Origin of the sequence: Paenibacillus sp. ATY16, from assembly GCF_003399985.2 — a bacterium.
GTDB classification, from domain to species: Bacteria; Bacillota; Bacilli; order Paenibacillales; family Paenibacillaceae; genus Pristimantibacillus; species Pristimantibacillus glycanilyticus.
The window spans coordinates 257,274-284,249 of record NZ_NMOK02000022.1 but is presented as its reverse complement, the minus strand read 5'-3'; the positions used below and the strand labels follow the sequence as shown (position 1 = coordinate 284,249).

Here is a 26,976-nt window from a genome sequence, read left to right as displayed (position 1 = left end):
TGGGAGCGAAGAAATGATGACGACGGAGATGGGGCAATTCAAGCTGGAGCAGGCTGAGGGAACGTTTGCGGCCGATAACGGGCTACTGAAGGTAACGGCAAATACGGAAGACGGCACGCTTGCGCTTGCCTGGAAGAGCGGGCAGACGATGACGGGTTTTTACGCGGAAGCGCGCATTGGCGGCGCCGTTGTCCGTTCTTCCTGGTACGGTGGGCATGCGGTTCAGGAAAGCTTGGTTCAAGAGGTTGAGGACGGCTTTGGCAAAGGGATTCGCTTCAGCTTTGAGCATACGGAGCCGGGCAAACCTTCGCTGAAGCAGCACATCCGCTTGTATCAAGGTCTGCCTTACGCCTTGATTGAGCTTGAGGCGGCAGACTCGCAGGAATGGGAAACCAATGAGTTGACGCCTCTAGCCTCGTACTTGAATGACAACGGCGTGCTTGATTTCGGCGACGGCTCGAAGGAAGAAATCCGCTCGCTGTTTATTCCGTTTGATAACGACAAATGGGTGCGTTTCGGTTCCCACGCCAATCCGTCCAGCGTCCGCAGCTATGAAGTAACGGCAGTCTACCGCGCGGAATCGCGCCGCGGCTTCGTGATCGGTTCGGTTACCCATGATACATGGAAAACGGCTATTGACGTGGAAGGCACCTTCACCGAAGCCATTGGCCGCCTGCGGGTAATCTCCGGCGTATCGGATCTGCAGACTCGCGACACGTTTCCGCACGGTTCGCTCCGCGGCACCTCCCTTGTATCGCCGACGATTCTTGTAGGCGCTTACGACGATTACCGCGAAGGCATGGAGGCTTACGGCAAAGCCAATGCGGTCATTCAGCCTGCTCTTTCCTGGAACGGCGGCGTTCCGATGGGCTGGAACAGCTGGTCGGCCGTTATGACGAAGCTGGACTACGACGTGTATACGCATACTTCCGACTTCTTTGCGAAAGAGCTGCAGCAAAACGGGTTCGCCGATCAGGAGGGCAGCCTGTACGTCAACTTCGACGCCTTCTCCGACAATTTGAAGGAAGGCGAGCTTGAGGATGCGGTACGCCGCGTGAAGGCGAACGGACAAAAGCCGGGAACGTACTACACGCCGTTTGCGTTCTGGGGCAGCAACCCGGATACGCCGGTGGAAGGCACGAACGGTGCGGTTCTGTACCGGGAAATTTTGCTGAAGGACGGGGCCGGCAATCCGCTGCCGAAGCTGGACGGCGCCTTCCCGATCGACCCTTCGCATCCTGAAGCGATTGCGCGCATTATGCGCAAGCTTGATCAGGTTACGGCTGCCGGCTTCGAGTATTTGAAAATGGACTTCCTGGCGCATGGCGCAATGGAAGGCGTCCATCACGATCCTTCCATTCGCACGGGCATCCAGGCGTATAATTACGGCATGGCGGCTATCGCCGAAGCGTTAAGCCCGGAGAAGCTTGGCCGTCCTTTCCTGATCAATTTGTCGATCGCTCCGCTGTTCCCGCACGGCTACGCGCATAGCAGACGCGTATCCTGCGATGCCTTCGGCATGATCGGAGACACGGAATATATGCTTAACGCGCTGACGTACGGCTGGTGGATCAGCGACAATCTGTACCGCTTTAACGATCCGGACCATATCGTTCTGTTCAAGAGCGACAATCAGCGGGCGACGACGGAGCATGAAGGGCGCAGCCGCCTGAACTCCGGCGTTATCTCAGGTACTTCGCTGCTCCTTGGCGACGATTACCGGATGGAGGAAGCGGCGGAACGCGCTAAAGCCTGGATGACCAACCGGGAAGTCATGGCGCTGGCAAGACGCGGCGAGTCCTTCCGTCCGGCCGAAGGCCGAAGCGGCATGGGCGGCGAGGATCTGTATTCCCTCGCCGGCGATGGCGGTACATGGGTGGCCGTCTTCAACTTCGACGGGGAGAACGGGAAGTCGAAAGCAATCGATCTATCCCGAGTCGGCATCGACGGCGCCAAGGGCTTGACGGTCCGCGATTTGTGGAGCGGGGAATCGTACAGCCTGAAGCCGGGCACCTCCGAGCATACGGTTGAGCTGGAGCCGGCCGAGTCGAAGCTGCTGTTCTACATTTAATAGAAGAGGCGGTGCAGGGAATATCCTGCACCGCTTTATTTTGTTGCTGCCCGCTGTCTGATGCAGCTTGTCTCCTCTCTATCGCAACCTTCCTTCCCGGAAAATAGAACACCCCGATCACGGCACGTGCACGAGTGCCGAAATCGGGGTGTTCTTCATCCCTGGATGATATCTATTCCCGAATTATAGATGAAATAGATTTGTGCTTGAATCCGCTAAAGCAAGGACAAATAAACAGGCAGAAGCGATGCTGCCTGAATAATCTGTAGAATAACGGAAGGGAGGGATACTCATGAGCAAAGTGAGCAAAGTTTCTAAAGTACAAGTAAAGAAGCTGGTCGGCAAACCCATTTATGCGGTTCGCAAAGACGGATCTCTCGTTACGGGCAAGCTTGTGGAACTGCGGCACAACAAGCTCGTATTAGCACCTCTGAAAAAAGAAAAGGGGAAAGTCGTTCGGACGAAAGCGATTTTGCCGCTTGTATTGTTTGATCTGCTGGCGATCGGTACGCTTGGATTCTGGGGCGGCGGCGGTTGCGGATGCGGCAACGCTGGCTGCGGCGGATGCGGTGGCGGTGGCTACGGCGGCGGATACGGTGGCGGCTATGGCGGCGGATACGGCGGTGGCTACGGCGGCGGTTATGGCAGCGGATACGGCGGCGGCCCGTACGGTGGCGGCGGATTCTTTTAATAGTAAGGATAAGATGAGGAAGCAAGCGGCTTAATCATCTCATAGCAGCGGAGCTCCGGATGATACTGGATGGCCTGATAGCCAAGGCGGGTGTACAGATTTTTGGCCCTGGCATTAATGTCGTCCACGAAAAGTCTGGATGCTCTGCAGTTTTGGGTTAAGCCGTAAGCTTCGGCGGCCAGCAGCAGCTTACGGCCCCATTGCCGGTTACGGTGATCCGGATGGACAACAAGCATATCCAAATACAGAATTTCCCCCGTGATTTCGAAGCGGATAAAGCCGTAAGGCTTACTTGTTTTTCCTTCTGAGGCTACATAAGTGACACCCCGGCGGAAGCGTACGGGAAGATCCCGTATCGTCTGGGCGTCCAGAGGATGCGCCGTATGCGACATCGGAATCAGCTCAGCTTGTATGAGACGGAATATTTCTTTATCGTCTGTTTTGGGATTACGTGCTCGTATCATCAGCGATCCCTTCCTGACCGAATGAAATTGCCGAAAATGGGCTATGTTATTGTATGATCGGCTGGCGAAATATGCCTCACACAATTTTTCAAATTGTTAGGCACATTAGCTTGACGAACAGATGTGCAAGGCATATAATAAAGAAAATCTTATCCAAGCATATGTTATCGGCAATGATGAGGACGAAGTGTTAAGGGCTCTTTTGCTCAGAGAGCGGATGGATCAGCTGCAACCATCGCCAAAACCCCTTTTCTACGAGCTCACCTCGGAGCTGTTTTCCTGAAAAGCAACACTGTCAATGTTGGCTATTAGGGAAAATCGCAAGACACGCGTTATTGTGTCAAAGGTATGGGCGTTTTGTGCGCACACGTTCATTACCTATGGAGGTTGTACATCGCAAGATGTATAACGAATTTGGGTGGTACCACGGAAGATATAACCTTTCGTCCCTCAGGCTTCGCTATATGAAGCTGGAGGAACGAAAGGTTTTTTTGTTGTTTTCGAGAGGAGGATGACTAATGGTCACGCAAAGTGCAACGCTGAAGTCAAAAGAAGAAGTTATGGAACGGATGAGAAAGCCTGAAGTAATTTCCGGTTCTGAAATATTACTCCGCAGTTTGGTGCTGGAAGGCGTCGATTGCGTGTTTGGTTATCCGGGCGGCGCCGTATTGTACATTTACGATGCGATGCACGGGTTCTCCGATTTCAACCACGTTCTCACAAGACATGAACAAGGCGCGATTCACGCAGCGGACGGTTATGCGCGCGCAAGCGGCAATGTCGGCGTATGTATCGCAACATCCGGTCCGGGCGCAACCAACCTCGTAACGGGGATTGCAACAGCCTATATGGACTCTGTACCGCTCGTTGTCATTACGGGTAATGTTATTTCGTCCCTGATCGGCACGGACGCATTCCAAGAAGCGGACATTACGGGCATTACAATGCCAATCACGAAGCACAGCTACATGGTCCGCGATGTTGAGGATCTTCCGCGCATCATCCATGAAGCCTTCCATATCGCGAACACTGGCCGTAAAGGTCCGGTACTGATCGATATTCCGAAGGACGTATCGGCGGCAAAAACGTTGTTCAAACCGGTAACGGAAGTGAACATCCGCGGTTACAACCCAACGATCTCGCCTAACAAGCTGCAAGTCGACAAATTGATCAAAGCGATCGAAGCGTCCGAGCGTCCGCTCATTCTTGCAGGCGGCGGCGTAGTGTACTCCGGAGCGCATGAAGAGCTGCTGGAGTTCGTAACGAAAACCGATATTCCGATCACGACAACTTTGCTTGGTCTCGGGGGCTTCCCAAGCGGCAATGATCTGTGGCTCGGCATGCCGGGTATGCATGGTACGTACACGGCGAACAAATCGATTCAAGCTGCGGATCTCCTCATTAATATCGGGGCTCGCTTCGATGACCGCGTAACGGGCAAGCTCGCGGGCTTCGCGCCACACGCGAAAATCGTTCACATCGATATCGATCCGGCGGAGATCGGCAAGAACGTTCCGACCGATATTCCAATCGTAGGCGACGTAAAAACGGTTCTGCAGCAGGTTAACCAGCTTGCGAAACGGGCGGACAAGGCAGATGCTTGGCGCCAGCAGATTCAAGAATCGAAAGCGCAATATCCGTTCAGCTACAAGGATTCGGATGTTGAACTGAAGCCGCAATGGGTTGTGGAGTTGATCCACGAAACAACGGGCGGCGACGCTATCGTAACAACGGACGTAGGCCAGCATCAGATGTGGGCTGCGCAATACTATAAATTCAACAAACCTCGCTCCTGGGTAACCTCCGGCGGTCTCGGCACAATGGGCTTCGGCTTCCCGTCCGCGATTGGCGCCCAAATGGCGAATCCGGATCGTACCGTTGTATCGATCAACGGTGACGGCGGCATGCAAATGTGCGCGCAAGAGCTTGCGATTTGTGCCATCAACAACATTCCGGTTAAGGTTGTTATCCTGAACAACCAGGTACTGGGCATGGTTCGTCAATGGCAGGAGCTGATCCACGAGAACCGTTTCAGCCATATCGATCTGGCAGGCAGCCCCGACTTCGTTAAGCTGGCAGAAGCTTACGGCGTGAAAGGCTTCCGCGCTTCGAACAAGGAAGAGGCGAAAGCTGTGTGGGAAGAGGCGCTTCGCCATCCGGGCCCTGCAGTTGTCGAGTTTGTTGTTCGCAGAGACGAGAATGTATACCCGATGGTAGCGCAGGGTAGCACGATCGATCAGATGATCATGGGGGATGCAGAATGAAAAAGCACACGATCGCAGTTATCGTCAACGATCAGCCCGGCGTTCTGCAGCGCGTATCCGGCTTGTTCGGACGCCGCGGCTTCAATATTGAGAGCATTACCGTAGGCGCAAGCGAAGAGCAGGGCTTGTCCCGTATGGTTATCGTCACAACAGGCGATGACCATACGCTCGAGCAAATCACGAAACAGCTGTACAAGCTGATTGATGTCATCAAAGTTATCGATTTGAGCTCCAATCCGATGGTTTCCCGCGAGCTTGCGCTTATCAAGGTAAGCGCGGAGCCTTCGGCCCGTCCCGAAATTCTGGGCGTAGTAGACACCTTCCGCGCAGCGGTAGTGGATATCGGCACTCATTCGCTTATCGTACAAGTTATTGGCGATACCGAAAAAATCGATGCCATGGTAGAGCTGCTGAAGCCTTATGGCATCCGCGAGCTTTCCCGTACTGGCGTAACAGCGCTTAACCGCGGTAACGTGCGTTAATAACAGGTTTTACAAAAAAATTAGCAATGTCCCGTTTTGAACGGGGGTTTAAGGGGAGAATTTATAGGGTCCATTCTCTGCTTAAACACCCGTTCAAAAGGGTTAAATTAAAGGAGGCAATCATTAAAATGGCAGTTACATTGTATTATGAAAAAGACGCGGATCAAGGCGTACTTCAAGGTAAGACAATCGCAGTTATCGGTTACGGCAGCCAAGGCCACGCGCAAGCGCAAAACCTTCGCGACAGCGGCCTGAAAGTCGTTATCGGCCTTCGTCCGGGTAAATCCGCAGACGTTGCAGCAAAAGACGGTTTCGAAGTATTGACTGTAGCTGAAGCGACTAAAGTTGCTGACGTTGTTCAAATTTTGCTCCCTGACGAAACCCAAGCGAAAGTATACGCGGAAGAAATCGAACCAAACCTGAAAAAAGGCGCGGCTCTGATGTTCTCCCACGGCTTCAACATTCACTACGGCCAAATCGTGCCAAGCAAAGATACAGACGTATTCCTGGTAGCTCCTAAATCCCCTGGTCATATGGTTCGCCGTACATACCAAGAGGGCTTCGGCGTTCCTGGTCTGATCGCAATCCACCAAGATGCTTCCGGCAACGCGAAAGCAATCGGTCTTGCTTACGCAAAAGGTATCGGCTGTACCCGTGCAGGCGTTATCGAAACTTCCTTCAAAGAAGAAACAGAAACAGACTTGTTCGGTGAGCAAGCCGTATTGTGCGGCGGCGCTTCCGCACTCGTTAAAGCAGGCTTCGAAACTCTGGTTGAAGCTGGCTACGCTCCGGAAATGGCTTACTTCGAGTGCTTGCACGAGCTGAAGCTGATCGTTGACCTGATGTATGAAGGCGGTCTGGCTACAATGCGCGACTCGATCTCCAACACGGCTGAATACGGCGACTATGTAACTGGTCCTCGTATCGTTACGGAAGAAACGAAAAAAGAAATGAAACGCGTTCTGGAAGACATCCAATCCGGCCGCTTCGCACGCGACTTCATCCTTGAAAACCAATCGAACCGTGCTATGCTGACAGCTACTCGCCGCAACGAGGCTGCTCATCCAATCGAGCAAACTGGTAAACAGCTGCGCGAACTGATGCACTGGATCAAGAAGTAATAAAATCATAACCCGCAGATAAATTATCCCGGTTCGCCGGAGTGCGCGTAGGTTAGGGTCAACCTGCCTGTCACGCGCTCTGTGCGGCCGGGATGATTCTGTTCCCGGAGGTGTAAGGCACAAATGCGAAAAATTTATATTTTTGACACGACGCTTCGCGATGGAGAGCAATCTCCCGGTGTTAACCTGAACACGAAGGAAAAGGTTGAGATCGCGCTTCAGCTTGAGAAGCTTGGCGTTGACCGGATTGAAGCAGGCTTCCCTGCGGCTTCCCCTGGAGACCTCGCGGCGGTAAACGCGGTTGCGAGCGCAGTTAAGAATGCTACGATTATTGGCTTGTCACGCTCCCGCGAACAGGATATCGACGCGGTACGTGAAGCGCTGAAAGGCGCGCAGGATCCATCCATTCACGTTTTCCTTGCAACAAGCCCAATCCACCGCAAGCATAAGCTTCGGATGGAGAAGGAGCAGGTGCTGGAAACGGCTGAACGTGCGATCACTTACGCGAAGAAGTATTTCAGCAAAATCGAATTCTCGCTTGAGGATGCAGGACGTACCGAATTGGATTTCGTGTGCCAAATGACGGATATGGCGATTCGCGCGGGAGCTTCCGTCGTGAATCTTCCGGATACGGTTGGTTATTTGAATCCGCTTGAATACGGCAATATCTTCAAGACGGTGAAGGAAAATGTGCCAAACATCGAAAAAATCCAGCTTAGCGCTCACTGTCATGACGATCTCGGCATGGCAACGGCTAACGCCCTCGCGGCTATCCTGAACGGCGCCGACCAGATCGAAGGTACGATCAACGGTATCGGCGAACGTGCGGGTAACACGGCGCTTGAGGAAGTGGCTCTGGCACTCGAGACGCGTTTCGATTATTTTGGCGCAAAAACGGGTCTGAACCTGCAGGAAATCGCAAGAACAAGCCGCCTTGTCAGCAAGCTGACCGGTATGGTCATCCCTGGCAACAAAGCGATTGTTGGCGCCAACGCGTTTGCTCACGAGTCCGGCATTCACCAGGACGGCATGCTGAAGGAGAAAACGACTTACGAGATTATTTCTCCGGAAACGATCGGTCTTCGCGATTCGAAGCTTGTTCTTGGCAAGCACTCCGGACGCCATGCGTTCCGCGAGAAGCTGATCGACCTCGGCTACGAGCTGGACGAAGAAGCAGTTAACGTTGCTTTCGCGAAGTTCAAGGATCTGGCTGACCGCAAGAAGCATGTTACGGATGAAGATATTCGTGCTTTCTTGGAAGAGAAGCTGGTCGATACGCCGGAAGTTTATACGCTTGAAGCGATTCAAGTCAGCTACGGCAACCAATCGACGCCTAGCGCTTCGGTTCGCATCCGTACAGCGGAGAGCGAGACTCGCGAAGAAGTCGCTATCGGCAACGGCTCCGTAGACGCGATCTACAACGCGATTGATAAAGTAACGGCTGAAGCGGTTGAGCTTGAGGACTACTCCATCAAGTCCGTATCGCAAGGCAAGGATGCGCAAGGCGAGGTGCACGTGGTGCTGAAGCAGGACGATATTTCCGCCCAAGGCCGCGGTCTCAGCACGGACATCCTTGAAGCAAGCGCACGCGCTTATATCGACGCTCTTAACCGTCTTATCGAGAAGCGCAAGTCCCCGGGACGCCGCGACAAGATGAGCTTGATTTAAGAAGCCATAGTACCGACAAAAGCCAAACCGAAAAGGTCTATTCAGACTTTCTCCGTTTGGCTTTTGCGATGAAAGGAGCGGAATAAATGATTACCGAGACGCTGCAAACATCAAGAAGAGACGAAATGATCGACATTACCCGCAAGGTGGCCTCTATTGTTGCCCGCGAAGGTATCCAGAATGGACTTGCTATTGTGTATTGTCCGCATACGACGGCCGGGATTACGATTCAGGAGAATGCCGATCCGGATGTGAAGCACGATATCCTGATGAGGCTGAACGAGGTATATCCCTGGGAGCACCCGAAATACCGCCATGCGGAAGGGAATACGGCCTCCCATCTGAAGGCGCTGACGACCGGGACAAGCCAGACGGTTATCATTAACGGCGGCAAGCTGGTGCTTGGCACGTGGCAGGGCATTTATTTCTGCGAGTTTGACGGGCCGCGAACCCGCCATTTTCATCTCAAGCTTATTGAAGGTTAAAGCAGGCTAACTGCCTTTATAAGCAGCACCTATAAAGATGATAGATTTTATATCTTGGTTTTCATGCTAGAAATGTGGTACAAATGATAAAAGAATGAGAATAGCTTAATAGAGCGAATACGAGGAGTGTATAATTATGTCAGAAGTAAAAAAAATCGCTGTCATCGCCGGCGACGGTATCGGCCCAGAGGTAGTTGGCGAGGCGCTTAAAGTTATGAAAAAAACCGAGGAGCTGTTCGGTTACCAATTCGAATTCGAGCATGGTCTGTTCGGCGGTATCGCAATCGACGAGAAAGGCACGCCGCTGCCGCAAGAAACGCTTGATATTTGCAAAAAGGCTGACGCTGTATTGCTCGGCGCTGTTGGCGGTCCGAAATGGGACAACAACCCGAAAGAGCTTCGTCCGGAAACAGGTCTGCTCGGCATCCGTAAAGCACTGGGCTTGTTCTCGAACATCCGTCCAGCTAACGTATTCGACTGTCTGAAAGAAGCATCGACGCTGAAGCCTGAAGTTCTCGAAGGCACTGACCTCATCGTAGTCCGCGAGCTGACTGGCGGCATCTACTTCGGCGAGAAATTCCGCCGCGAAGGCGCAAACGGCGAAGAAGCCGTGGATACTTGCGTATACAACGTGCAAGAAGTTGAGCGTATCGTTCGCCAAGCCTTCGACATCGCAATGACGCGCAGCAAGCGTCTGGCTTCCGTAGACAAAGCAAACGTTCTCGAAACTTCCCGTCTGTGGCGCGAAGTGGTTAACCGGATTGCTCCGGAATATCCGGAAGTTGAACTCGAGCATGTTCTCGTAGACAACTGCGCGATGCAATTGCTCCGCCGTCCGTCCAGCTTCGACGTTATCGTAACGGAAAACATGTTCGGCGACATCTTGAGCGACGAAGCAGCTATGCTGACAGGTTCGATCGGCATGCTCTCCTCCGCTTCCCTTGGCGAAGGCAGCTTTGGCCTGTACGAGCCGGTACACGGCTCCGCTCCTGACATTGCCGGTCAAGGCATCTCGAACCCGATTGCGACGATTCTTTCCGTTGCGCTTATGTTCCGCCTGACATTTGGCTACCATGAAGCGGCTCAAGTTATTGAAGACGCGGTTAAAAACGTTCTTGACGCCGGTCACCGTACGGGCGACATCGCCGTGGACAAGAGCTCCGCAATCGGTACAACAGCAATGGGCGATCTGATCGTTGCTGCTATGAAAAAATAAGCAATTCCTTATTTATAATAATTATAAATAAATATTGATTCCAATATTGACTTTATTCTAGGCTAGTGTTACTATTCTATAAGTAAGTCACGGCTTTAATAGTGACATTAACTATAAAAATTGTTGGATAGGTTAAGGAGGAATTGTATTATGGCAGAGCGTTTGGTAGGCCGTCCGGCTCCGGACTTCAAAATGGATACGGCAACAGGTGACGGTAAAGATTTCGGAACAGCATCCCTTGCTGATTACAAAGGTAAATGGCTGGTATTGTTCTTCTACCCACTCGACTTCACATTTGTATGCCCAACTGAAATTACAGCTTTGAGCCTTGCTTTCGAGCAATTCAAAGCTCTGAATACAGAAGTTCTTGGCGTTTCCGTTGACAGCAAGCACAGCCACCGTGCTTGGATCAACACTCCAGTTAACGACAATGGCCTTGGCGAGTTGAACTTCCCGCTGGCTGCCGACATCACTAAGAGCGTTGCTCGTGACTACGGCGTCCTGATCGAAGAAGAAGGCGTTGCATTGCGCGGCCTGTACATCATCGATCCTGAAGGCGAAGTAAAATACCAAGTCGTTAACCATAACGACGTAGGCCGCAGCGTTGACGAAACGCTCCGCGTATTGCAAGCTCTGCAATCCGGCGGTCTGTGCCCAATGAACTGGAAACCAGGTCAACAACATCTGGTTGCGAAATAAGTTCTTCTAAGCTGGAAAAAGCCCGTACCACAATGTGGTACGGGCTTTTTTTGTTTTTTGGCCGCGCGGAGGTAAATCCTGGTTTGCATGTAGAAAGAAGCCGGATTATGCTTGTAAAGCAGGAATTTCGGCAGGAAGAAGCGAATAAGTTTGAGAAGTAAGCATGCGCTGGTTAAGTTAATCCCTACGAAATAAGAATTGTCGCAAAAACCGCGAAAATTCTTAGCTGATCCTTACGAAGCAGAATTGTCGCCGAAACCGCGAAATTCTTTTAGGAGGTTGTCGCCCGATGAGCTTTTGTTGTGGAGCGAGTATGATCGGAACGAAAGGCACATTGAAGCATATGCGAACTCACATTCATAATGTACCGATTCTTTTCTGTCCTGTATGCCATCGCGTAGAGATACATTATTTGATTGAGAATGAATATGAAATATTGGCTGAGTATGCCCATGGGGACGGAGCCGCCGAGGTTGACTTCCAGGATTACGTGGAGCAGGAAGGCAAAGCGCTTTATGAGAATTGCGTTAATCACGAGAATGAGGATCCCATGGAGGTTGTATTGAGTCAAATCGATATTTCGCTTGACCTGCTCACCTTTGCGAAGCAGATTGGCGACGAGGCATGGGAAAACGAGCTTAAGACTCGTCTTGGGATGTTAAGCGGAAGACGAAATAAACTACGGCAGCGACGAACTTCTGTTTAACTTTTTTGCACGACCAAAGTTAAGCCTCCGAGTCGGGGGCTTTTTTTTCTAAGCATAATGACGGCTTTACCATAGATTTCTCATATTTATTCTCATATTTCTAACATTTGCTAAGACAGAACCCCCTGAAAACAAAAGCAAGGTATCGAAACTTATATAGAGAGGAGGATACTCTTCATGTTTAAACGGTTTTTGCGGAAATCAGCCGCTGAAGCTGCTAATGACGAAAGATTAGCTCCCGAACAGATTATTAAACGAATTCATGACGGCGATGACCAATTGAGGGAAAAGTTAATTTCCGATTACAAGCCGTATGTAGCGAAGGTGACGAGCGGATTCTGCAAGCGGTTCGTCGACCCCACGCGCGATGATGAGTTTAGCGTAGCCTTAACGGCATTTAATGAAGCGATCACGCAGTTTTCCCCGGAGTCGGGCAGGTCTTTCCTTAGCTTTGCAGAGACGGTCATGCGCCGCAGGCTTATTGACTATGTGCGCAAAGAGCAGCGTCATCTCAAGACGGTGCCGTATACGGCCTTTGATCAGCAGGATGAAGAGGAACAGACTTACAACCCGATTGATACCAAAATGGCTATGCATGCTTATCAGCTGAAGCAAGACGGTGATGACCGGCGGCTTGAAATAGAGGAATATTCGAAGGAACTGCAGCAGTTCCAGATTTCCTTCATGGAACTCGCCGACAGCTCGCCGAAGCATGCCGATTCCCGCCTGCTTCTGCAGGGTATCGCGCAGACGCTTGCGAGTCAGCGGGAGCTGTTTGCCCAGCTGTATGTAACGGGCAAGCTTCCGGTCAAAGAGCTGACGGAGCTATGCGGCGTATCGAGGAAAACGGTAGAACGCAACCGAAAATATATTATTGCCATTTCGCTTATTTTAAACGGTACATATCCGTATTTATCCGATTACTTAAACATTTCAGTACCAATGCCAGGGAAGGAGGCGGGATTATGAAACGAGGGATTGTTCTCTCCATAGAAAACAAGAAGGCAGTCGTCATGACGGCGGAGGGCCAATTCATTTCAATCCCGCGTCAAGCCCATATGCGAATCGGGGAGGAAGCAACGATTCCGGCGGAGACGGGCGCCATGCCAAGACGTAACCCTAAGAGAGTCTACTGGTATTCCGGGGCAGCGGCAGCCATCCTGCTCTTCTTTATCCCCTTCTTCTATTTGACTACGGCAGAAGCTCATCCCGTCGTTGCATATGTGAGCCTTGACATAAATCCAAGCATTGAGCTGGGCGTGGACAAACAGCAGCGCGTGCAGGAGCTTAGCGGACTTAATCGTGACGGACAAGCGATCGTAAGCAAAATCAGCTATAAGGGCAAGTCTATCGAAGAGGTTGCCGCCTCCATTATGAGTACGGTTGCGGCAGAGCATTATTTGGATAAACCGGATAAGGATATCGTCATTACAAGCTACATGCTGGAGGATAAAAGCCCCGGAAAAGAGCTGGAAAAGACGGTGACCGACGCTGTCGATCAGAAGGTTCAAGAGACGATTAAGCAGATTGACGCGGCTAAGGAGCCTAACGTAACGGTGCTTTCCGTTCCTACGGAAGTACGCGAGGAAGCATCCCAGAATGGCATTTCTTCGGGTAAGATGGCCGTTTATCTCATAGCCAAGGATGAAGGCTACAATATTGAGCTTGAGCAAATCAAGGCACAATCCCTTGCCGAAGCGACAAAGGCAGCGGGCGGCGTGAAGAAAATCGTGGAAAAGGGCGCCAGCAAAGAGAAGCTGAAAGAGCTTGCCGTCAAGGAAAAGCAAAACAAATCGCAAGCAACGGCTACACCGGCTGCGGATAAATCCCAATCCTCGCAAGGCGTGGGCGCAACCATCAATAAGACGGCGCCTATTAAGCCAACCGAGACTCCGTTGAAGCATCCGACGAGACCGTCTCATGCCGAAAAACCGTCTTGGTCCAAAGAAAACAACTCGAATAAACCTTCCCGTCCCGCGAAGCCGGTATCTCCAAACAAGCCATCTGGCCCGGATAAGGAGAAATGGCAGAACGGGAATTGGTCTAACCATGGAAACAATTCGGGTAAAGATGGCGATGACGACAAAAATGACGATAAAAAAAACAATAATGCGGTGAACGGCTCGAGTAAGCTGGAGAAGTGGAATTGGCAAAACGATGATAACGAGAATGACGATGACCAGGGAAATGACCGCAAGAATAACCACAATGACAACAAGAAAGACAAGGACCGGGAGGACCACAACGATCGGGATAAATAAAAACTCGAATCATAGGACGTTGGGCACGGGAAAAAAGTCGGTTTTTCGCTGGAAAACAGGCCCATTTTTCGACAAAGTCTCCGATTGACAGCTATTGGCAATAAATCCTATGATAATAGAGATATGTAAGGTTGTTAAATGTTGTAAATCGTTGTGGCCGGGGAGGGTTGATGATGCATTCCATTAGAAAGCGCTATTTCCCGGCGCTTGCCGAATATATTCGTGGCGGCGAGGAGCAGTCCCTCTACAAAGCATCAGAACTCGGTAAAGACATTAAGGGGTTCAACCCTGAGGAGATTATTGCTGTTCACGAGGAAAGTATCCAATATTTGGCCGCCAATGTGGAATCCGAAGAAGCGTTAAAGCTTTATAATCAATCGTTCATGTTTCTTATAGAAGTGATGGTTGCCCACAGAATGAATGAAGTACCGGCCGAGACGGTCGAACAAAAGTTTTCGGATATGCGCGAGAGGCTTTTTCTTTCCAACCGCTCCTTCGAGATGGTTAAACATAAGTATGAGAATGTCCTCCAGCATATGGACAGCGGCATTGCGTTATTTGACAGCGACGGGATTTTGTCATTTATCAACGTCCGGATGGCTAAGCTTCTGGATATTCCACGTAAAACATTAGTCGGCTGCAATTTGCGGGAGATTCTGCTGCATCCGCTGCTGAAGCGTTCTACCAAACGCGTTATCCTTCGCTTACATAAGGAAATGATTCTGAAGCGGAATGTGTACTACGAGTTCCAGGACAAGGACGGCAAGCATTTGCTTGTGTCCTTTACTTACGGCGACCAGATGAACGGTGACTTTTTGATCAGCGTAAAGGATGTTTCCGAGTATAAGCAAATCGAGCAGACTGCCCTGCAAAACGACAAGCTGGCGATGCTAGGCCGGATTGCGGCTGCGATTGCTCATGAGATCCGTAACCCGCTCACGTCCATTCGCGGGTTTATTCAATTGTTGCGGCCCTATCTCATGCAGCTTGGAAAGGAAGAATACGCCCGGATTATTCTTACGGAGATCGACCGGGCGAACGATATTATTTTCGAATTCCTGAATTCATCCAAGCCTTCCGCGCCAATGAAGAAGTCGGTATCGATCAACCGGCTTGTGCAGGAAGTGATTCTGCTTACGGAAAGCGAAGCGTTGATGCGCAACTGCGACATCCAATTGGAAACCTATGAGAATGAAAATGATTTGATGGTCTCCATCGATGTAAAGCAGATCAAGCAGGTCATTCTGAATATCGTCAAGAATTCCATTGACGCCATTGAATCATTGCAGGAAGCACGAAGAGGCCGGATTGATCTTGTGGTGAGATCCGATGGCCAATTTGCGGAGATTACGTTGAAAGACAACGGCAAAGGCATGGACAAAGCGACGCTTGCCCGCTTGTTCGATCCCTTCTTTACGACGAAGGAAGCGGGAACCGGTCTTGGCTTGTCCGTCAGTTACCGGATAATCCGGAATCATGGAGGCTCGATCCGGGTGGACAGTACCGAGGGCAGCGGTACTTCGTTTGTTATCTATTTGCCATTAGCTGAATAAACGATTAGAATCGGGGATAGATCGCTTATTAGGATGCGGTCCCCGATTTTGTCATTGAGAGAGAGGAATTATTTAATGCGTACACATTTTACATATGAACCGGCGTCAACGGCAGGTTCTGCGGATGCGATCGTGAGACTGATTAGCAGTGCCGAGCTTAAGGCCGGCAGCATGGCGGAGTGGGTGCAGCCGCAAATCGACGAGGCGGTTCGAGGACTGTATGCCAAAGGATTATTCAAGGCGGAGCCGGAACAAACCGAGACGTTGTCGACGCTTGGGCTTCATTCGGCTTCCCATGTTATTTTTGCGGGCTATGACGATAAGACCGGCGTACACGGCCTTCGTCTTGCGGCTGCAGCAGCCGCGAATGCCCTAAAGAAAATCAAAGCGCAAACCGCGCAAATCCGCCTGCCTGAAGCGATTATTTCGTCTGCCGACTACAATGTGCAGCAAGCCGCGCAGGCTTTGGTTGAAGGGCTGACGCTAGCGGTTCACGACCGCCTTCCGGAACTGCGTCAAGCCAAGCAGCGTTATTCGCTTTCCCATGTATCCTTTGTGCCCGCTGCGGGTGCTGCGATACCGGCGGATATGGCGGAAACGTGGAATGAGGGCATGAAGGTCGGCCAGCTGTACGCGGAAGGCGTGAAGGTTGCGCGCGATTTGACTAATCTTCCGGGTAATCAGCTGGTTCCGGAGTCGCTTGCCGCTCATGCGGAAGAGCTTGCCCGCGAATGGGATCTGGATATCGAAGTACTGGATGAGTGGGCAGCGATCGAGCAGGGAATGGGCGGTTTGCTGGCGGTAGGCCAGGGCAGCGTCCATGCGCCAAGAATGATTGTTATTCATTATAAAGGCGCTCCCGACAAGGAAGAAGCATGGGGATTAATCGGCAAGGGCATCACCTTTGATACCGGCGGAATTTCGCTCAAGAAAGGGCCGGGCATGGAGGAAATGATCTCCGATATGGGCGGCGCGGCAGCGGTGCTGGGCGCCATGCGCGTTATTGGCGAGCTTAAGCCGGACGTAAACGTTATTGCGGTTATACCGACAGCGGAAAATATGCCCTCTGCCCAAGCCTTTAAACCGGGCGATGTCATTAAAATGATGAATGGCTTAACGGTTGAAATCGTCAATACCGATGCGGAAGGACGTCTTGTTCTTGGGGACGGCCTGACAACGGCGATCCGCAGAGGCGCAACGCAGCTGGTTGACGTAGCAACGCTAACCGGAGCGGTGATGGTCGCGTTAGGCACGGAAGCGACAGGCGCCATTACTAATAACGAACCGCTGATGCAGCAGGTGCTCGAAGCTGCAGGGCGCAGCGGCGAACGGATCTGGCAGCTTCCGGCTTATCCGGAGTATAAGAGACAGCTGCGAAGCGATGCAGCCGATCTGAAGAACAGCGGCGGACGGTATGCCGGCGCAACGACAGGCGGTTTGTTTATCGGGGCTTTCGCGGAGGATCTTCCTTGGGTTCATCTGGACATTGCCGGTACGGCATTCCTCGATAAGAGCCGCGGGCTGGAGCCAAAAGGAGCAACCGGGGTAATGGTTCGCACGCTGGTCGAACTCGTAACGAAGAACGAGGGTTAAAGGCATTCTCATTAAACAGCTAGTTATGAACGGCTGAAATTCAGCCGTCATAGCTGGCTGTTTTCTTTTTAAACCAATTCGATTCTCTTTAATTCGCAAAGAAAGTTCTATAGTTTCTCGGTATTGGACACCGTACAACCGCTTTATAATTTTCTTTATAAGCTTGACGGGACGTAATAAGCCATAATTTGAAATCGCTTACAGAAAAAAAGTTAACTGTTCAAAAGTCCTAATAATAGGAGAAAAACTGGTAATCAGAGCAGGATGTTTTATCATTGGATTGCTTTTATAATTATTAATGTCATTAAGTATCGGCTTGAAGATTCAACTGTAAGGGGGCCTTGCCTATGTACAAAGTGTTATTGGTGGATGATGAGATTTTTGTGCGCAAAGGATTAAAAAATTTAATAGACTGGGAATCGCTTGGCTATGAGATCTGCGACGAAGCGGGTAACGGACAGGAAGCTTTAGAGAAAATACAGCTGATTAAGCCTGATCTTGTTATCGCGGATATCCGGATGCCGGTGCTGGACGGGCTGGGGCTGATTCAAAAGGTTACCGAGGAAGGCGCATATAGCCCAACCTTTATTATCGTCAGCGGGTATCACGATTTCCAATATGCGCAGCGCGCTCTCCGTTACGGAGTTCATGACTATATATTAAAGCCTATCGATGAGGATGAACTGGAGACAACGTTGAAGGCGCTTTCCGGAACATTGGGATTAAAAAAGCTGGCCACGATCGCAGGCGACAGCCTGGTCACGGACTCTATTGTGGAAACGCTGGTTCAAGGCCAGTTCTCGGAGGCTGATAACGCGGCTTTATGCGCGGCGCTGCAAATGCCGGAGTTCTCAAGCTTCGAATATGTGCTGGTTGAGCTTCATGCCAGCGCGCAATCCAATGGGACCGAATGGCAGGCGAAGGAGCTGGCCGCCGTCGCGCAATCGGTGAGCGCTGCTCCAAGCAGCAAAATTCCGGTCTATGAGCAGGCGAACGGTTTATTTGGTCTGCTTATGGATCAGAGGTCGTTTTTATCGCCGGAAACACGTCTTGAATCCGCCTATAACAGCTTGCATGCAGCCGTTACGAAGACTTCGGGCAGGCCGGCTACCTTGTATATCGGCAAGACCGTGGAACGACTGCAAGAAATGTACGCTTCCTACCGTTCGGCGAATGAAGCCATGTCCTATAAATACGCCGAGCAAGGCAGCTCCGTTATTTACGCGAATCAGGTACAGGGGACCCCGCTGTATTATTTCGACGTTGATTCGGAGCTGTACGGCAGACTGCTCGAGAGACTGGAGGAGAATAACGCGGAGTCGTATGAGCAGGATATCGAGCTGTTATTCCGCCAATTCGTCGAGAAGCGGTTTGCTCCCAATGCGGTTGCCAATACGATTACCCGGTTTGTGATCGGAATTATTAATATTATTCGGAAGATGGAAGGAGACGAGAAGGGACTTAGCAAGCTCCCGCTCATTATGGACTGGCAGGGCAGCCATAGCCGTCTGCAGGACTTGAAGGGACTCTTCACGGATTTTCTCCGCGAGGCTGCCGCTTATTTGGCCGAGCTTCGGAACGAGCAGTCCAAGGGCGGGATTGAACGCATCAAGAAATACATCGAGGCGAACTATACCGAGAATATTAGCCTTAAGAGCATTGCGGGCAAATTTTATATGAACTCCGTTTATTTGGGGCAGCTGTTCCGCAAAACCTATGGGACCTATTTCAATGATTTTCTCCTGCAGATCCGGATCGGAGAAGCCAAAAAGCTGCTTCGCCAGACCGATTTCCGGATGTACGAGATTGCGGAGAAAGTGGGCTTTCAGAATGCCGATTATTTTGTGACCCAATTTGAGAAGCTGGAGAAAGTGACCCCGACCGACTACCGCAACAAGCTGCTGGGCAAAAAATAAACGGGTGGAGATTTGATGGGCAGATTTCATTGGAATCATCTTAAATTGCGGGACAAGCTTTTGCTGATGTACGTCTTTTGCGTATTTATCCCGATCGTATTAACCAATATCGTTTTCTATAACGTGACAACCAACAATATTAAAAACCAAAAATCGCATGACGCCGACATCGCCCTGGAGAAGCTTCAGGGCGAGCTTCGTGCTGTCATCGATGAAGCCGCGGGTATTTCCTACCTGTATTATATCGATCCGATGCTGAATCAGCTGCTGGACGAAAAGTACGATTCTCAAATCGAATACGTTGAAGCTTTTAACAATATCCGAAGCGTCTTCAACAAATCCGAGCAGGCTTACAAAACAACCAGCGCTACCGTTATTTATACCGATAATCCAACCGTGTTGTCCTCCGGACCTATTATGCCCCTTAGCGAAACGGAGAAGGAAGCCGACTGGTACCGGGATTTTATAAAAACGAATGTTTCTTATCCGTTGTTTATACAGGATGGAGACACGTTTAGCCTTGTTCAAAGACTGAACTATGTCAAAGGCAACGGCTATAACAATCTGATCAAGATTGATCTGAATATGGCAACAGTCAAGCAGTTGTTTGCGTTATCCGGCTTTGAGGGCAGCATTTATTTCTTGAATCCGGAAGGTGACGTCCTCTATTCCAACGATTCCAGCGTAGACTGGCACTCGAAGGCTCAGAAGAGCGAAGCGCTTCCGATGCCGAAAAACTCTCTTTCCTTTGACAAGGTGTATACGAACAACAATTATTTGAACAACTGGTCCCTCCATGGCGTCATTAACGAAGGGAGCTTTCTGCATGACGTGCGGAAATCCGGTTCCTTTGTCATCTATTTGGCGCTTATTAACTTTGTGCTGCCTTCTTTGATTATCGCGGCCCTCTCCAGATCCATAAACAAACGTCTCGTCAAGATTGTAAAGCATATGAAAAAGGTGAAAAATCAGCATTTCGAGACGATCCCGCTTGACGATGCGCGAGATGAGATCGGCCAATTGACCGGCGAATTCAACCGGATGACCGAGCGGATCGACAACCTCATTACCGATGTCTACCAGGCCGATATTCAGAAGAAGGATCTGGAGATCCGCCAGCGGCAGGCACAGCTTCATGCCCTTCACAGCCAGATCAATCCGCACTTCCTGTTCAATTCGCTCGAGACGATTCGGATGCGAAGCCTGATGAAGGGGGAGAACGAGACTGCGAAGACCATTCACTATATGGCAAAGATTTTTCGGAAGTCGATTTCCTGGAAACGCAGCTGGGTGTCGATCCGGGAAGAGATTGAGCTGACGGAATGCTTCCTTGAAATTCAAAAATACAGGTTTGGAGATAAACTGCAATACCAGATTACCGTCGAAGATACCGTATACGACCAGATGATTCCGAAGATGACCTTCCTGCCGTTTGTCGAGAACGCCAGCATACACGGCATTGAAAGCTCGCCGGGAATCGGCCTTATTCAGATTCATATCGGAATTGCCGGAAACAAGCTGATATTCAGGCTGTCCGATAACGGGATTGGCATGTCCGAAGCCAAGCTGTCGGAGCTGCTTAGTTACCTGCGTTTGGATGATTCCATCGGTGACAATGTCGGAGTGAAAAACGTCTATACCCGGCTGAAGCTCTGCTATAAAGACTCCTTTGAATTCGACATTGTCAGCGAAGAAGGTCATGGAACAACCGTTGAGCTGCGTCTTCCTCTCGACATGAACGGGCAATAAACGACAAAAAAGTTGAACTATGCTTTTCAAAGTACGAACTAAAGTTTGAGGGGTAATCAAGCTTTCGGATTCGTTTTATGATGAAAGTGCTTACAACAAACACGTTGAAATGACGAAAGGGGTCTAAACAGAAATGGTTAACAAAAAGCTTTTAACTGTCAGCCTGGCTGCTGCCATGTTAGCTGTTACGGCATCCGCTTGCGGCGGCAATAACGATAACGGCAATGCCAGCGGCGGAAATACCGGCAACAACGGCAACGCAGCTTCCAATTCCGCTTCTCCAGAAGCGGATGACAAAACACCCGTCACTTTCTCGTACTACAGCTTTACTAGCCAGAAAGATACTCTTGCAAGCGATACCGTTATCGGTAAAGAATTGCAAAACCAGACCGGCGTAGATTGGAAAATGGAATTCCTCGTTGGCGACCCGCAAACGAAATCCGGCGTTATGATCGCAAGCGGCGACTATCCGGACGTTATCGTTCCGGAAGGCGAAATCGACAAGCTGCTCGACGCCGGCGCATTTATTCCTCTTGATGACCTGATCGACAAATACGGTCCAAACATCAAGCGCGTATACGGTCCTTATTTCGATAAATTCAGACAAGCAGACGGCAAAATGTACTTCTTGCCGTTTGGCGCGAACCAAGGTTACATCGGCGATCCGGGCATCAGCCAAGGCGCATTCTGGATTCAACGCTCCGTGCTGAAGGAAGCTGGATATCCGAAGGTCAAGACGCTTGACCAATACTTCGATCTGATCAAGCAATACCAAGAGAAGCATCCGCAAGTAGACGGCAAGGGCACCATCGGCTTCGCATCGCTTGCTGGCCCTGCCGACAGCTTCTTCTCGATCACAAACCCTGCAATGCACCTTGCAGGCTACCCGAACGACGGCGATGTAATCGTCGACATGAACACACATGAAGCTAAAACTTACGCTGCTACGGATATCGAGAAAAAATGGCTGCAAAAGCTGAACGAAGTAAACTCTGAAGGTTTGTTCGATCCTGAGACCTTTACAGCGAACAAGGACCAATTCCTGGCTAAGCTGACTTCCGGCCGCGTACTCGGTTACTTCAACTATGCATGGCAGGTTGGGGACGCGACAAACAACCTGATGAAAGCCGGCATCGACGAGAAGCGTTACGCTCCGCTGCCAATCGTATTTGACGAGAATACAAAAGACCAATACGTAGATCCGCCTAGCTTTGTTAACAACCGCGGTATCGGTATCTCGGTAAAAGCGAAAGATCCTGTACGCATCATCAAGTACTTCGACAATCTGCTCAAGGAAGAGAACCAAATTCTCGTTCAATGGGGCGTTAAAGACCAGAACTACACAGTGGACGCTAACGGCCGTTACGTGATGGACGCTCAGCAAATCGCTGACCGCAATGACCCTGAGAAGAAACGTTCGATCGGCTGGCAATATTTCGAATACAGCTGGCCGCGTTACGGCAACAACTCTGTCCTTGCTGACGGAAACTCGTATGCAGTATCCAACCAGCCTGAAGTAGCATACGCAGGCTACACAGACGGCGACAAAGCGCTTCTGGATGCATACGGCGTGAAGACGTTCTCGGAATACTTCGGCAAGCCGGATGACCGTGCTTGGTACCCAGCTTGGAGTATCAACAAAGGTCAAGGCACTCCGGAGCAAATCTTCCAGCAAAAATCGAGCGACCTGCAAAAGAAATATATTCCGAAGCTCGTTCTTGCGAAGCCAAGCGAGTTCGACTCGATCTGGAACGACTATGTAGGCCAAATGGGCAAGCTTGACGTGAAAGGCTATGAAACCTTCGTAACGAAAGTAGTTCAAGACCGCGTCGCGGGCAAGTGGTAAGCAAATAAAAGTAGACGGAAGGCCGGAAAGCTGATTCCGGCCTTCCGATCTATTGGATTCATGCAGGATGCTAGAGAGGGGAAGAGCAAGTGGAGAACATACAAGAAGTTACACCGTCTGTTGTCAGGAGTCCCAAAGCAAGCGAATCACGGCTTCAACTGTTTTTCAAAAAATTAATGCAGCAAAAAGTGCTCGTATTTATGTCGATGCCGTTTGTATTATGGCTGTTCCTGTTTAAGTACGTACCGCTCTGGGGCTGGACCATTTCCTTTCAAAAGTTCAGACCGGCAAAGGATTTGTTCGATCAGGAATGGGTAGGCTGGAAAAACTTCAATTTCCTGTTCAAAGACGACTCCTTCTATCGCGTGTTAAGAAATACGATCGTTATGAGCTCAATCAATCTTGTATTAGGTTTTGTTACCGCCATAGTATTGGCGATTTTATTAAACGAGCTTCGCCAAGTTATGTTTAAGCGGGTCGTGCAGACGATCAGCTACTTACCGCATTTTATTTCCTGGGTCGTTGCGGCCAATATTATTTCTTCGGCGCTTGCGCCTGAAGGCATCGTTAATATCTTGTTAACGAAAATGCATCTGATTGATCAGCCTATCCTATGGCTGGGCAAAGGGAATTACTTCTGGGGCATCCTTGGCGCATCGGAAGTTTGGAAAAACGTCGGCTGGAACACCATTATCTATTTGGCGGCCATCACAACCATTGATCCTTCCCAATACGAAGCTGCCGAGATTGACGGGGCGAACCGATTCCAGCGGATTCTGCATATTACTTTACCGGGCTTGAAGTCGGTTATCGTTATCCTGTTGATCATGAATCTTGGAAATATTTTGGAATCGGGATTTGAGCCGCAATATTTGCTGGGCAACGGCATGACCGTGGACTATTCCGAGAACCTTGATATATTTGTGTTGAAATACGGCATGAACATGGGCAACTATTCCTTGGCTACCGCAGCCGGCATGTTCAAAACGGTCGTTAGCTTTATCTTCCTCTTGTCGGCCAACTCGATTGCGAAGCGGCTTGGCGAGAGCAGACTGTTCTAGATTGACCCGAAAGTTGGACGAAGCAAGGAGGCTATCGACATGAAAGAGAGTTCGGCCAAAGCCAGGTACAGCTCTTTACCGGATAAGATTTTTGATATAAGTAATATAGTTTTTATGTTGCTCGTCGTGACGGTTACGCTATATCCTTTCCTTAATATGTTTGCGTTGTCCTTCAACGATGCGAATGACTCGATCCGCGGCGGTATTTATGCTTGGCCCCGCATGTGGACCTGGGATAACTACAATTACATCTTTAATGAAGCATCCATCTATCACGCTACGCTGATCTCCGCCTTGCGTACGATTCTTGGCACGATTACTTCCGTCTTCTGTACGGCCATGCTGGCTTATACAATCAGCCGCCAGGAGTTTGTTTTGCGCAAATTCGTAACGATGGTCGCAATTTTCACGATGTATTTCAGCGGCGGTCTCATTCCGGGGTACCTGCTGATCAAAGAGCTTCATATGATTAACTCGTTCTGGGTTTATATTATCCCCGGCATCATCGGCGTCTTTAATATGATCGTTATCCGTTCCTTTATCGAAGGCTTGCCGGACGGCATTATGGAATCGGCGAAAATCGACGGCGCGGGCGAATTCATTACTTTTATGCGAATTGTGCTGCCGCTGACCGTGCCTGCTCTTGCGACCGTATCGCTCTTCGTAGCGGTGTATCAATGGAATTCCTGGTTTGACGTATTTTTGTACAACTCTTCGCATCTTAACCTGAGCACTTTGCAGTACGAGTTGATGAAAATATTGCAAACCTCCAATACGGCGGCATCGTCAACCAATGCGGGCGATCAGTTTGCAGCCGGACAAAGCGGCGTGACAGCGGTTACGCCAACCTCGATCCGTGCGACGATGACGATTGTTGCGAGTCTGCCGATTATTCTGGTATATCCGTTCCTGCAGAAATACTTTGTTAAAGGGATGACCGTAGGCGGCGTTAAAGGTTAATCGCTTATCGCTTGAATCACGCGTCCCTCGACTTTACATCGGGCGGACGCGTTTTTCTAATTCTGGCTGTTTGCACGACAATTCTTAATAGGGGGATTAAAGCATGGGAGACAACGGATACGCGGCATGGCTAAGATACGAGCAAGTGAAGGATGAAACGCGCTTGGAGCAATACGCAGGCTGGACGGGTGAGCTCGTGCTGCCCGCGGGAGTGCCGATGGAAGGGGTCCTGAAGACGGCCGCCGTGGAATTGTCGCGGGGAATCCGCTCCATGCTGGGCGCAGCGCCTTCGGTTACGCATGAACCTTCCCGGCAGCGGTTTATCGTGCTCGGGGTACTCGGCGGCGGCACTTGGGTAGACGATGCGGCAGACGGTGTAACCGCTTTAACGAATGAGGGATACTTGTTAAAAACCGTACGGGAAGCGGAGAAGGAATATATCATCGCGGCCGGCAAGTCCGAGAAAGCAGTGCTGTACGCGGTATTCCATCTGCTGCGTCTGATGCAGTCCGGGGCTGCGATTGATCAGTTGAATCTGGTCGAGTCGCCGAAATACAGCCTTCGCATGATTAACCATTGGGATAACATGGACGGCAGCGTGGAGCGCGGTTACTCCGGCCGTTCGATCTTTTACGATAATAACAACGTGCTGGCCGATTCGGAACGGATTCGCGATTACGCCCGCCTGATGGCATCGGTCGGAATTAACGGCATCGCGATTAATAACGTCAACGTCCACCGCGAGGAGACATTCCTTATTATGGAGAAGCTTCTGCCGGATGTTGCCCGTATTGCCGAGGTATTTGGCGAATACGGCATAAAGCTGTTCCTGAGCGTGAACTATGCCGGAACGATTGAGATTGGCGGTCTGGAAACAGCCGATCCTCTTGATCCGGCCGTGCGAGGCTGGTGGAAGGAGAAAGCAGCCGAGGTGTTCCGTTATATTCCGGACTTTGGCGGCTTTCTGGTGAAAGCCGATTCCGAGAATCGTCCCGGTCCGTTTACCTACGGACGCGATCATGCGGATGGGGCCAACATGCTGGCCGAAGCATTGGAGCCGTACGGCGGACTTGTGCTCTGGCGCTGCTTCGTCTACAACTGCCACCAGGACTGGCGCGACCGTTCAACCGACCGCGCGCGCGCCGCTTACGATCATTTTAAGCCGCTGGACGGGCGTTTCAAGGACAATGTGATTTTGCAGATCAAGAACGGTCCGATGGACTTCCAGGTCCGCGAGCCGGTCTCGCCGCTTTTTGGCGCGATGGAGCATACCAACCAGATGATGGAATTCCAGATTGCCCAGGAATATACGGGCCAGCAGAAGGATGTCTGCTTCCTCATTCCGCAGTGGAAGGAAGTCTTGAACTTTGATACTTACGTCAAAGGCGCGGGCAGCACGGTGAAGGAGATTGCGGCAGGCAGCGTTCATGCCTATACGCATAGCGGCATTACGGCCGTCAGCAATATCGGCAATGACGAGAACTGGACCGGGCATCATCTCGCGCAGGCGAATTTGTACGGCTACGGCCGCCTGATCTGGAATCCGGAGCTGTCTTCGGAGGAGATAGCGGCGGAATGGGCCGTCCAAACGTTTGGCGGCAATAAGGACGTTCAAGAGGTTCTCGTAAACTTCCTCTTGGAATCGTGGTCCATTTACGAGAATTATACGGCGCCGCTAGGCGTAGGCTGGATGGTTACGCCTCATTACCACTACGGACCGGATATTGACGGCTACGAATATTCCAAGTGGGGAACGTACCATTTTGCCGACCATAAGGGAATTGGGGTTGACCGTACCGTGGCGACGGGTACCGGCTACAGCAGCCAATATACGCTGCCTAATGCCGAGATCTACGACAGCCTGGAAGCTTGTCCGGATGAGCTGCTGCTCTTCTTCCATCATGTTCCTTACACGCATCGGCTGAAATCGGGCAAGACGGTTATTCAGCATATTTACGATACGCATTTCGCCGGCGTGGAGCGGGTTGAATATTGGATTAGCCGCTGGCAGGAGCTCGAGGGACTTGTTGACGGCGACCGGTTCCGCCATGTAACGGGCCGCATGAACCGGCAGCTCGAGAATGCCAAGCAATGGCGAGATATCGTTAATACGTACTTCTTCCGCAAATCCGGCATTCCGGATGCCCGTAACCGGGTGATTTACTAATCT

At 50.8% G+C, this 26,976-nt stretch carries 21 protein-coding genes; 20 read left to right on the top strand and 1 reads right to left on the bottom strand.

The features are described from left to right. The first annotated feature begins 13 nt into the window (after nucleotides 1–13). Nucleotides 14–2,071 (top strand): alpha-galactosidase, encoded by a 2,058-nt coding sequence (locus CFI03_RS12945; RefSeq protein WP_162862761.1) that lies wholly within the window; start codon nucleotides 14–16, stop codon nucleotides 2,069–2,071. A gap of 292 nt (nucleotides 2,072–2,363) precedes the next feature. Next, nucleotides 2,364–2,762 carry a hypothetical protein gene (locus tag CFI03_RS12940; protein ID WP_116393957.1) on the top strand — a complete coding sequence of 133 codons (399 nt, stop codon included), beginning with the start codon at nucleotides 2,364–2,366 and terminating at the stop codon, nucleotides 2,760–2,762. Here CFI03_RS12940 and CFI03_RS12935 read toward each other — a convergent pair. Next, a complete protein-coding gene (locus CFI03_RS12935; protein WP_116393956.1) occupies nucleotides 2,759–3,226 on the bottom strand; it encodes a GNAT family N-acetyltransferase in 468 nt (155 codons plus the stop codon). The two genes, CFI03_RS12940 and CFI03_RS12935, sit on opposite strands and share 4 nt — an antisense overlap. A 518-nt stretch (nucleotides 3,227–3,744) precedes the next feature. Between CFI03_RS12935 and ilvB the strand changes: the two genes are divergently transcribed. The 18 genes from ilvB to CFI03_RS12845 all read left to right on the top strand — a co-directional run bounded on the left by ilvB (nucleotide 3,745) and on the right by CFI03_RS12845 (nucleotide 26,973). Next, nucleotides 3,745–5,490, top strand: a complete 1,746-nt coding sequence (gene ilvB, locus CFI03_RS12930) for a biosynthetic-type acetolactate synthase large subunit (protein ID WP_116393955.1) — start codon at nucleotides 3,745–3,747, stop codon at nucleotides 5,488–5,490. Continuing rightward, nucleotides 5,487–5,972: an acetolactate synthase small subunit gene (gene ilvN / locus CFI03_RS12925; RefSeq protein WP_015842926.1), complete on the top strand. Its 486-nt coding sequence runs from the start codon at nucleotides 5,487–5,489 to the stop codon at nucleotides 5,970–5,972. Before ilvB ends, ilvN begins: the two co-directional genes overlap by 4 nt. 128 nt (nucleotides 5,973–6,100) lie before the next feature. Beyond that, complete coding sequence (ilvC, locus tag CFI03_RS12920) at nucleotides 6,101–7,093, top strand: ketol-acid reductoisomerase (RefSeq protein ID WP_015842927.1); 993 nt, start codon at nucleotides 6,101–6,103, stop codon at nucleotides 7,091–7,093. Nucleotides 7,094–7,216: 123 nt separating this feature from the next. Continuing rightward, on the top strand, nucleotides 7,217–8,761 hold the full coding sequence (locus CFI03_RS12915) for a 2-isopropylmalate synthase (RefSeq protein ID WP_116393954.1): 1,545 nt from the start codon (nucleotides 7,217–7,219) through the stop codon (nucleotides 8,759–8,761). A gap of 86 nt (nucleotides 8,762–8,847) precedes the next feature. Further along, nucleotides 8,848–9,246 carry a secondary thiamine-phosphate synthase enzyme YjbQ gene (locus tag CFI03_RS12910; RefSeq protein ID WP_116393953.1) on the top strand — a complete coding sequence of 133 codons (399 nt, stop codon included), beginning with the start codon at nucleotides 8,848–8,850 and terminating at the stop codon, nucleotides 9,244–9,246. Nucleotides 9,247–9,382: 136 nt separating this feature from the next. Continuing rightward, nucleotides 9,383–10,462, top strand: a complete 1,080-nt coding sequence (leuB, locus tag CFI03_RS12905; RefSeq protein ID WP_116393952.1) for a 3-isopropylmalate dehydrogenase — start codon at nucleotides 9,383–9,385, stop codon at nucleotides 10,460–10,462. Between the two features lie 150 nt (nucleotides 10,463–10,612). Continuing rightward, nucleotides 10,613–11,161, top strand: coding sequence for a peroxiredoxin (locus tag CFI03_RS12900; RefSeq protein WP_116393951.1), 549 nt, complete (start codon nucleotides 10,613–10,615; stop codon nucleotides 11,159–11,161). A 289-nt stretch (nucleotides 11,162–11,450) separates the two neighbouring features. After that, nucleotides 11,451–11,867, top strand: coding sequence for a hypothetical protein (locus tag CFI03_RS12895; protein WP_116393950.1), 417 nt, complete (start codon nucleotides 11,451–11,453; stop codon nucleotides 11,865–11,867). Nucleotides 11,868–12,044: 177 nt separating this feature from the next. After that, a complete protein-coding gene (gene sigI, locus CFI03_RS12890) occupies nucleotides 12,045–12,836 on the top strand; it encodes an RNA polymerase sigma factor SigI (protein ID WP_116393949.1) in 792 nt (263 codons plus the stop codon). Further along, the gene (locus CFI03_RS12885; protein WP_116393948.1) at nucleotides 12,833–14,128 is read left to right on the top strand and encodes an anti-sigma factor domain-containing protein; all 1,296 of its coding nucleotides are present in this window, start codon (nucleotides 12,833–12,835) and stop codon (nucleotides 14,126–14,128) included. Before sigI ends, CFI03_RS12885 begins: the two co-directional genes overlap by 4 nt. A 173-nt stretch (nucleotides 14,129–14,301) precedes the next feature. Continuing rightward, nucleotides 14,302–15,681 carry an ATP-binding protein gene (locus CFI03_RS12880; protein ID WP_116393947.1) on the top strand — a complete coding sequence of 460 codons (1,380 nt, stop codon included), beginning with the start codon at nucleotides 14,302–14,304 and terminating at the stop codon, nucleotides 15,679–15,681. A 75-nt stretch (nucleotides 15,682–15,756) separates the two neighbouring features. Next, nucleotides 15,757–17,274: a leucyl aminopeptidase gene (locus tag CFI03_RS12875; protein ID WP_116393946.1), complete on the top strand. Its 1,518-nt coding sequence runs from the start codon at nucleotides 15,757–15,759 to the stop codon at nucleotides 17,272–17,274. A 347-nt stretch (nucleotides 17,275–17,621) separates the two neighbouring features. After that, nucleotides 17,622–19,190, top strand: a complete 1,569-nt coding sequence (locus tag CFI03_RS12870) for a response regulator (protein ID WP_116393945.1) — start codon at nucleotides 17,622–17,624, stop codon at nucleotides 19,188–19,190. Nucleotides 19,191–19,205: 15 nt separating this feature from the next. Next, entirely contained in the window at nucleotides 19,206–20,939 is a 1,734-nt protein-coding gene (locus CFI03_RS12865) for a sensor histidine kinase (RefSeq protein ID WP_116393944.1), read from the top strand. Between the two features lie 133 nt (nucleotides 20,940–21,072). Then, nucleotides 21,073–22,785: an ABC transporter substrate-binding protein gene (locus CFI03_RS12860; protein ID WP_116393943.1), complete on the top strand. Its 1,713-nt coding sequence runs from the start codon at nucleotides 21,073–21,075 to the stop codon at nucleotides 22,783–22,785. A 158-nt stretch (nucleotides 22,786–22,943) separates the two neighbouring features. Next, a complete protein-coding gene (locus CFI03_RS12855) occupies nucleotides 22,944–23,846 on the top strand; it encodes an ABC transporter permease (protein ID WP_283094518.1) in 903 nt (300 codons plus the stop codon). 39 nt (nucleotides 23,847–23,885) lie between these two features. Then, nucleotides 23,886–24,806 carry a carbohydrate ABC transporter permease gene (locus CFI03_RS12850; RefSeq protein ID WP_116393941.1) on the top strand — a complete coding sequence of 307 codons (921 nt, stop codon included), beginning with the start codon at nucleotides 23,886–23,888 and terminating at the stop codon, nucleotides 24,804–24,806. Between the two features lie 103 nt (nucleotides 24,807–24,909). Then, nucleotides 24,910–26,973: an alpha-glucuronidase family glycosyl hydrolase gene (locus tag CFI03_RS12845; protein ID WP_116393940.1), complete on the top strand. Its 2,064-nt coding sequence runs from the start codon at nucleotides 24,910–24,912 to the stop codon at nucleotides 26,971–26,973. Nucleotides 26,974–26,976 lie beyond the last annotated feature (3 nt).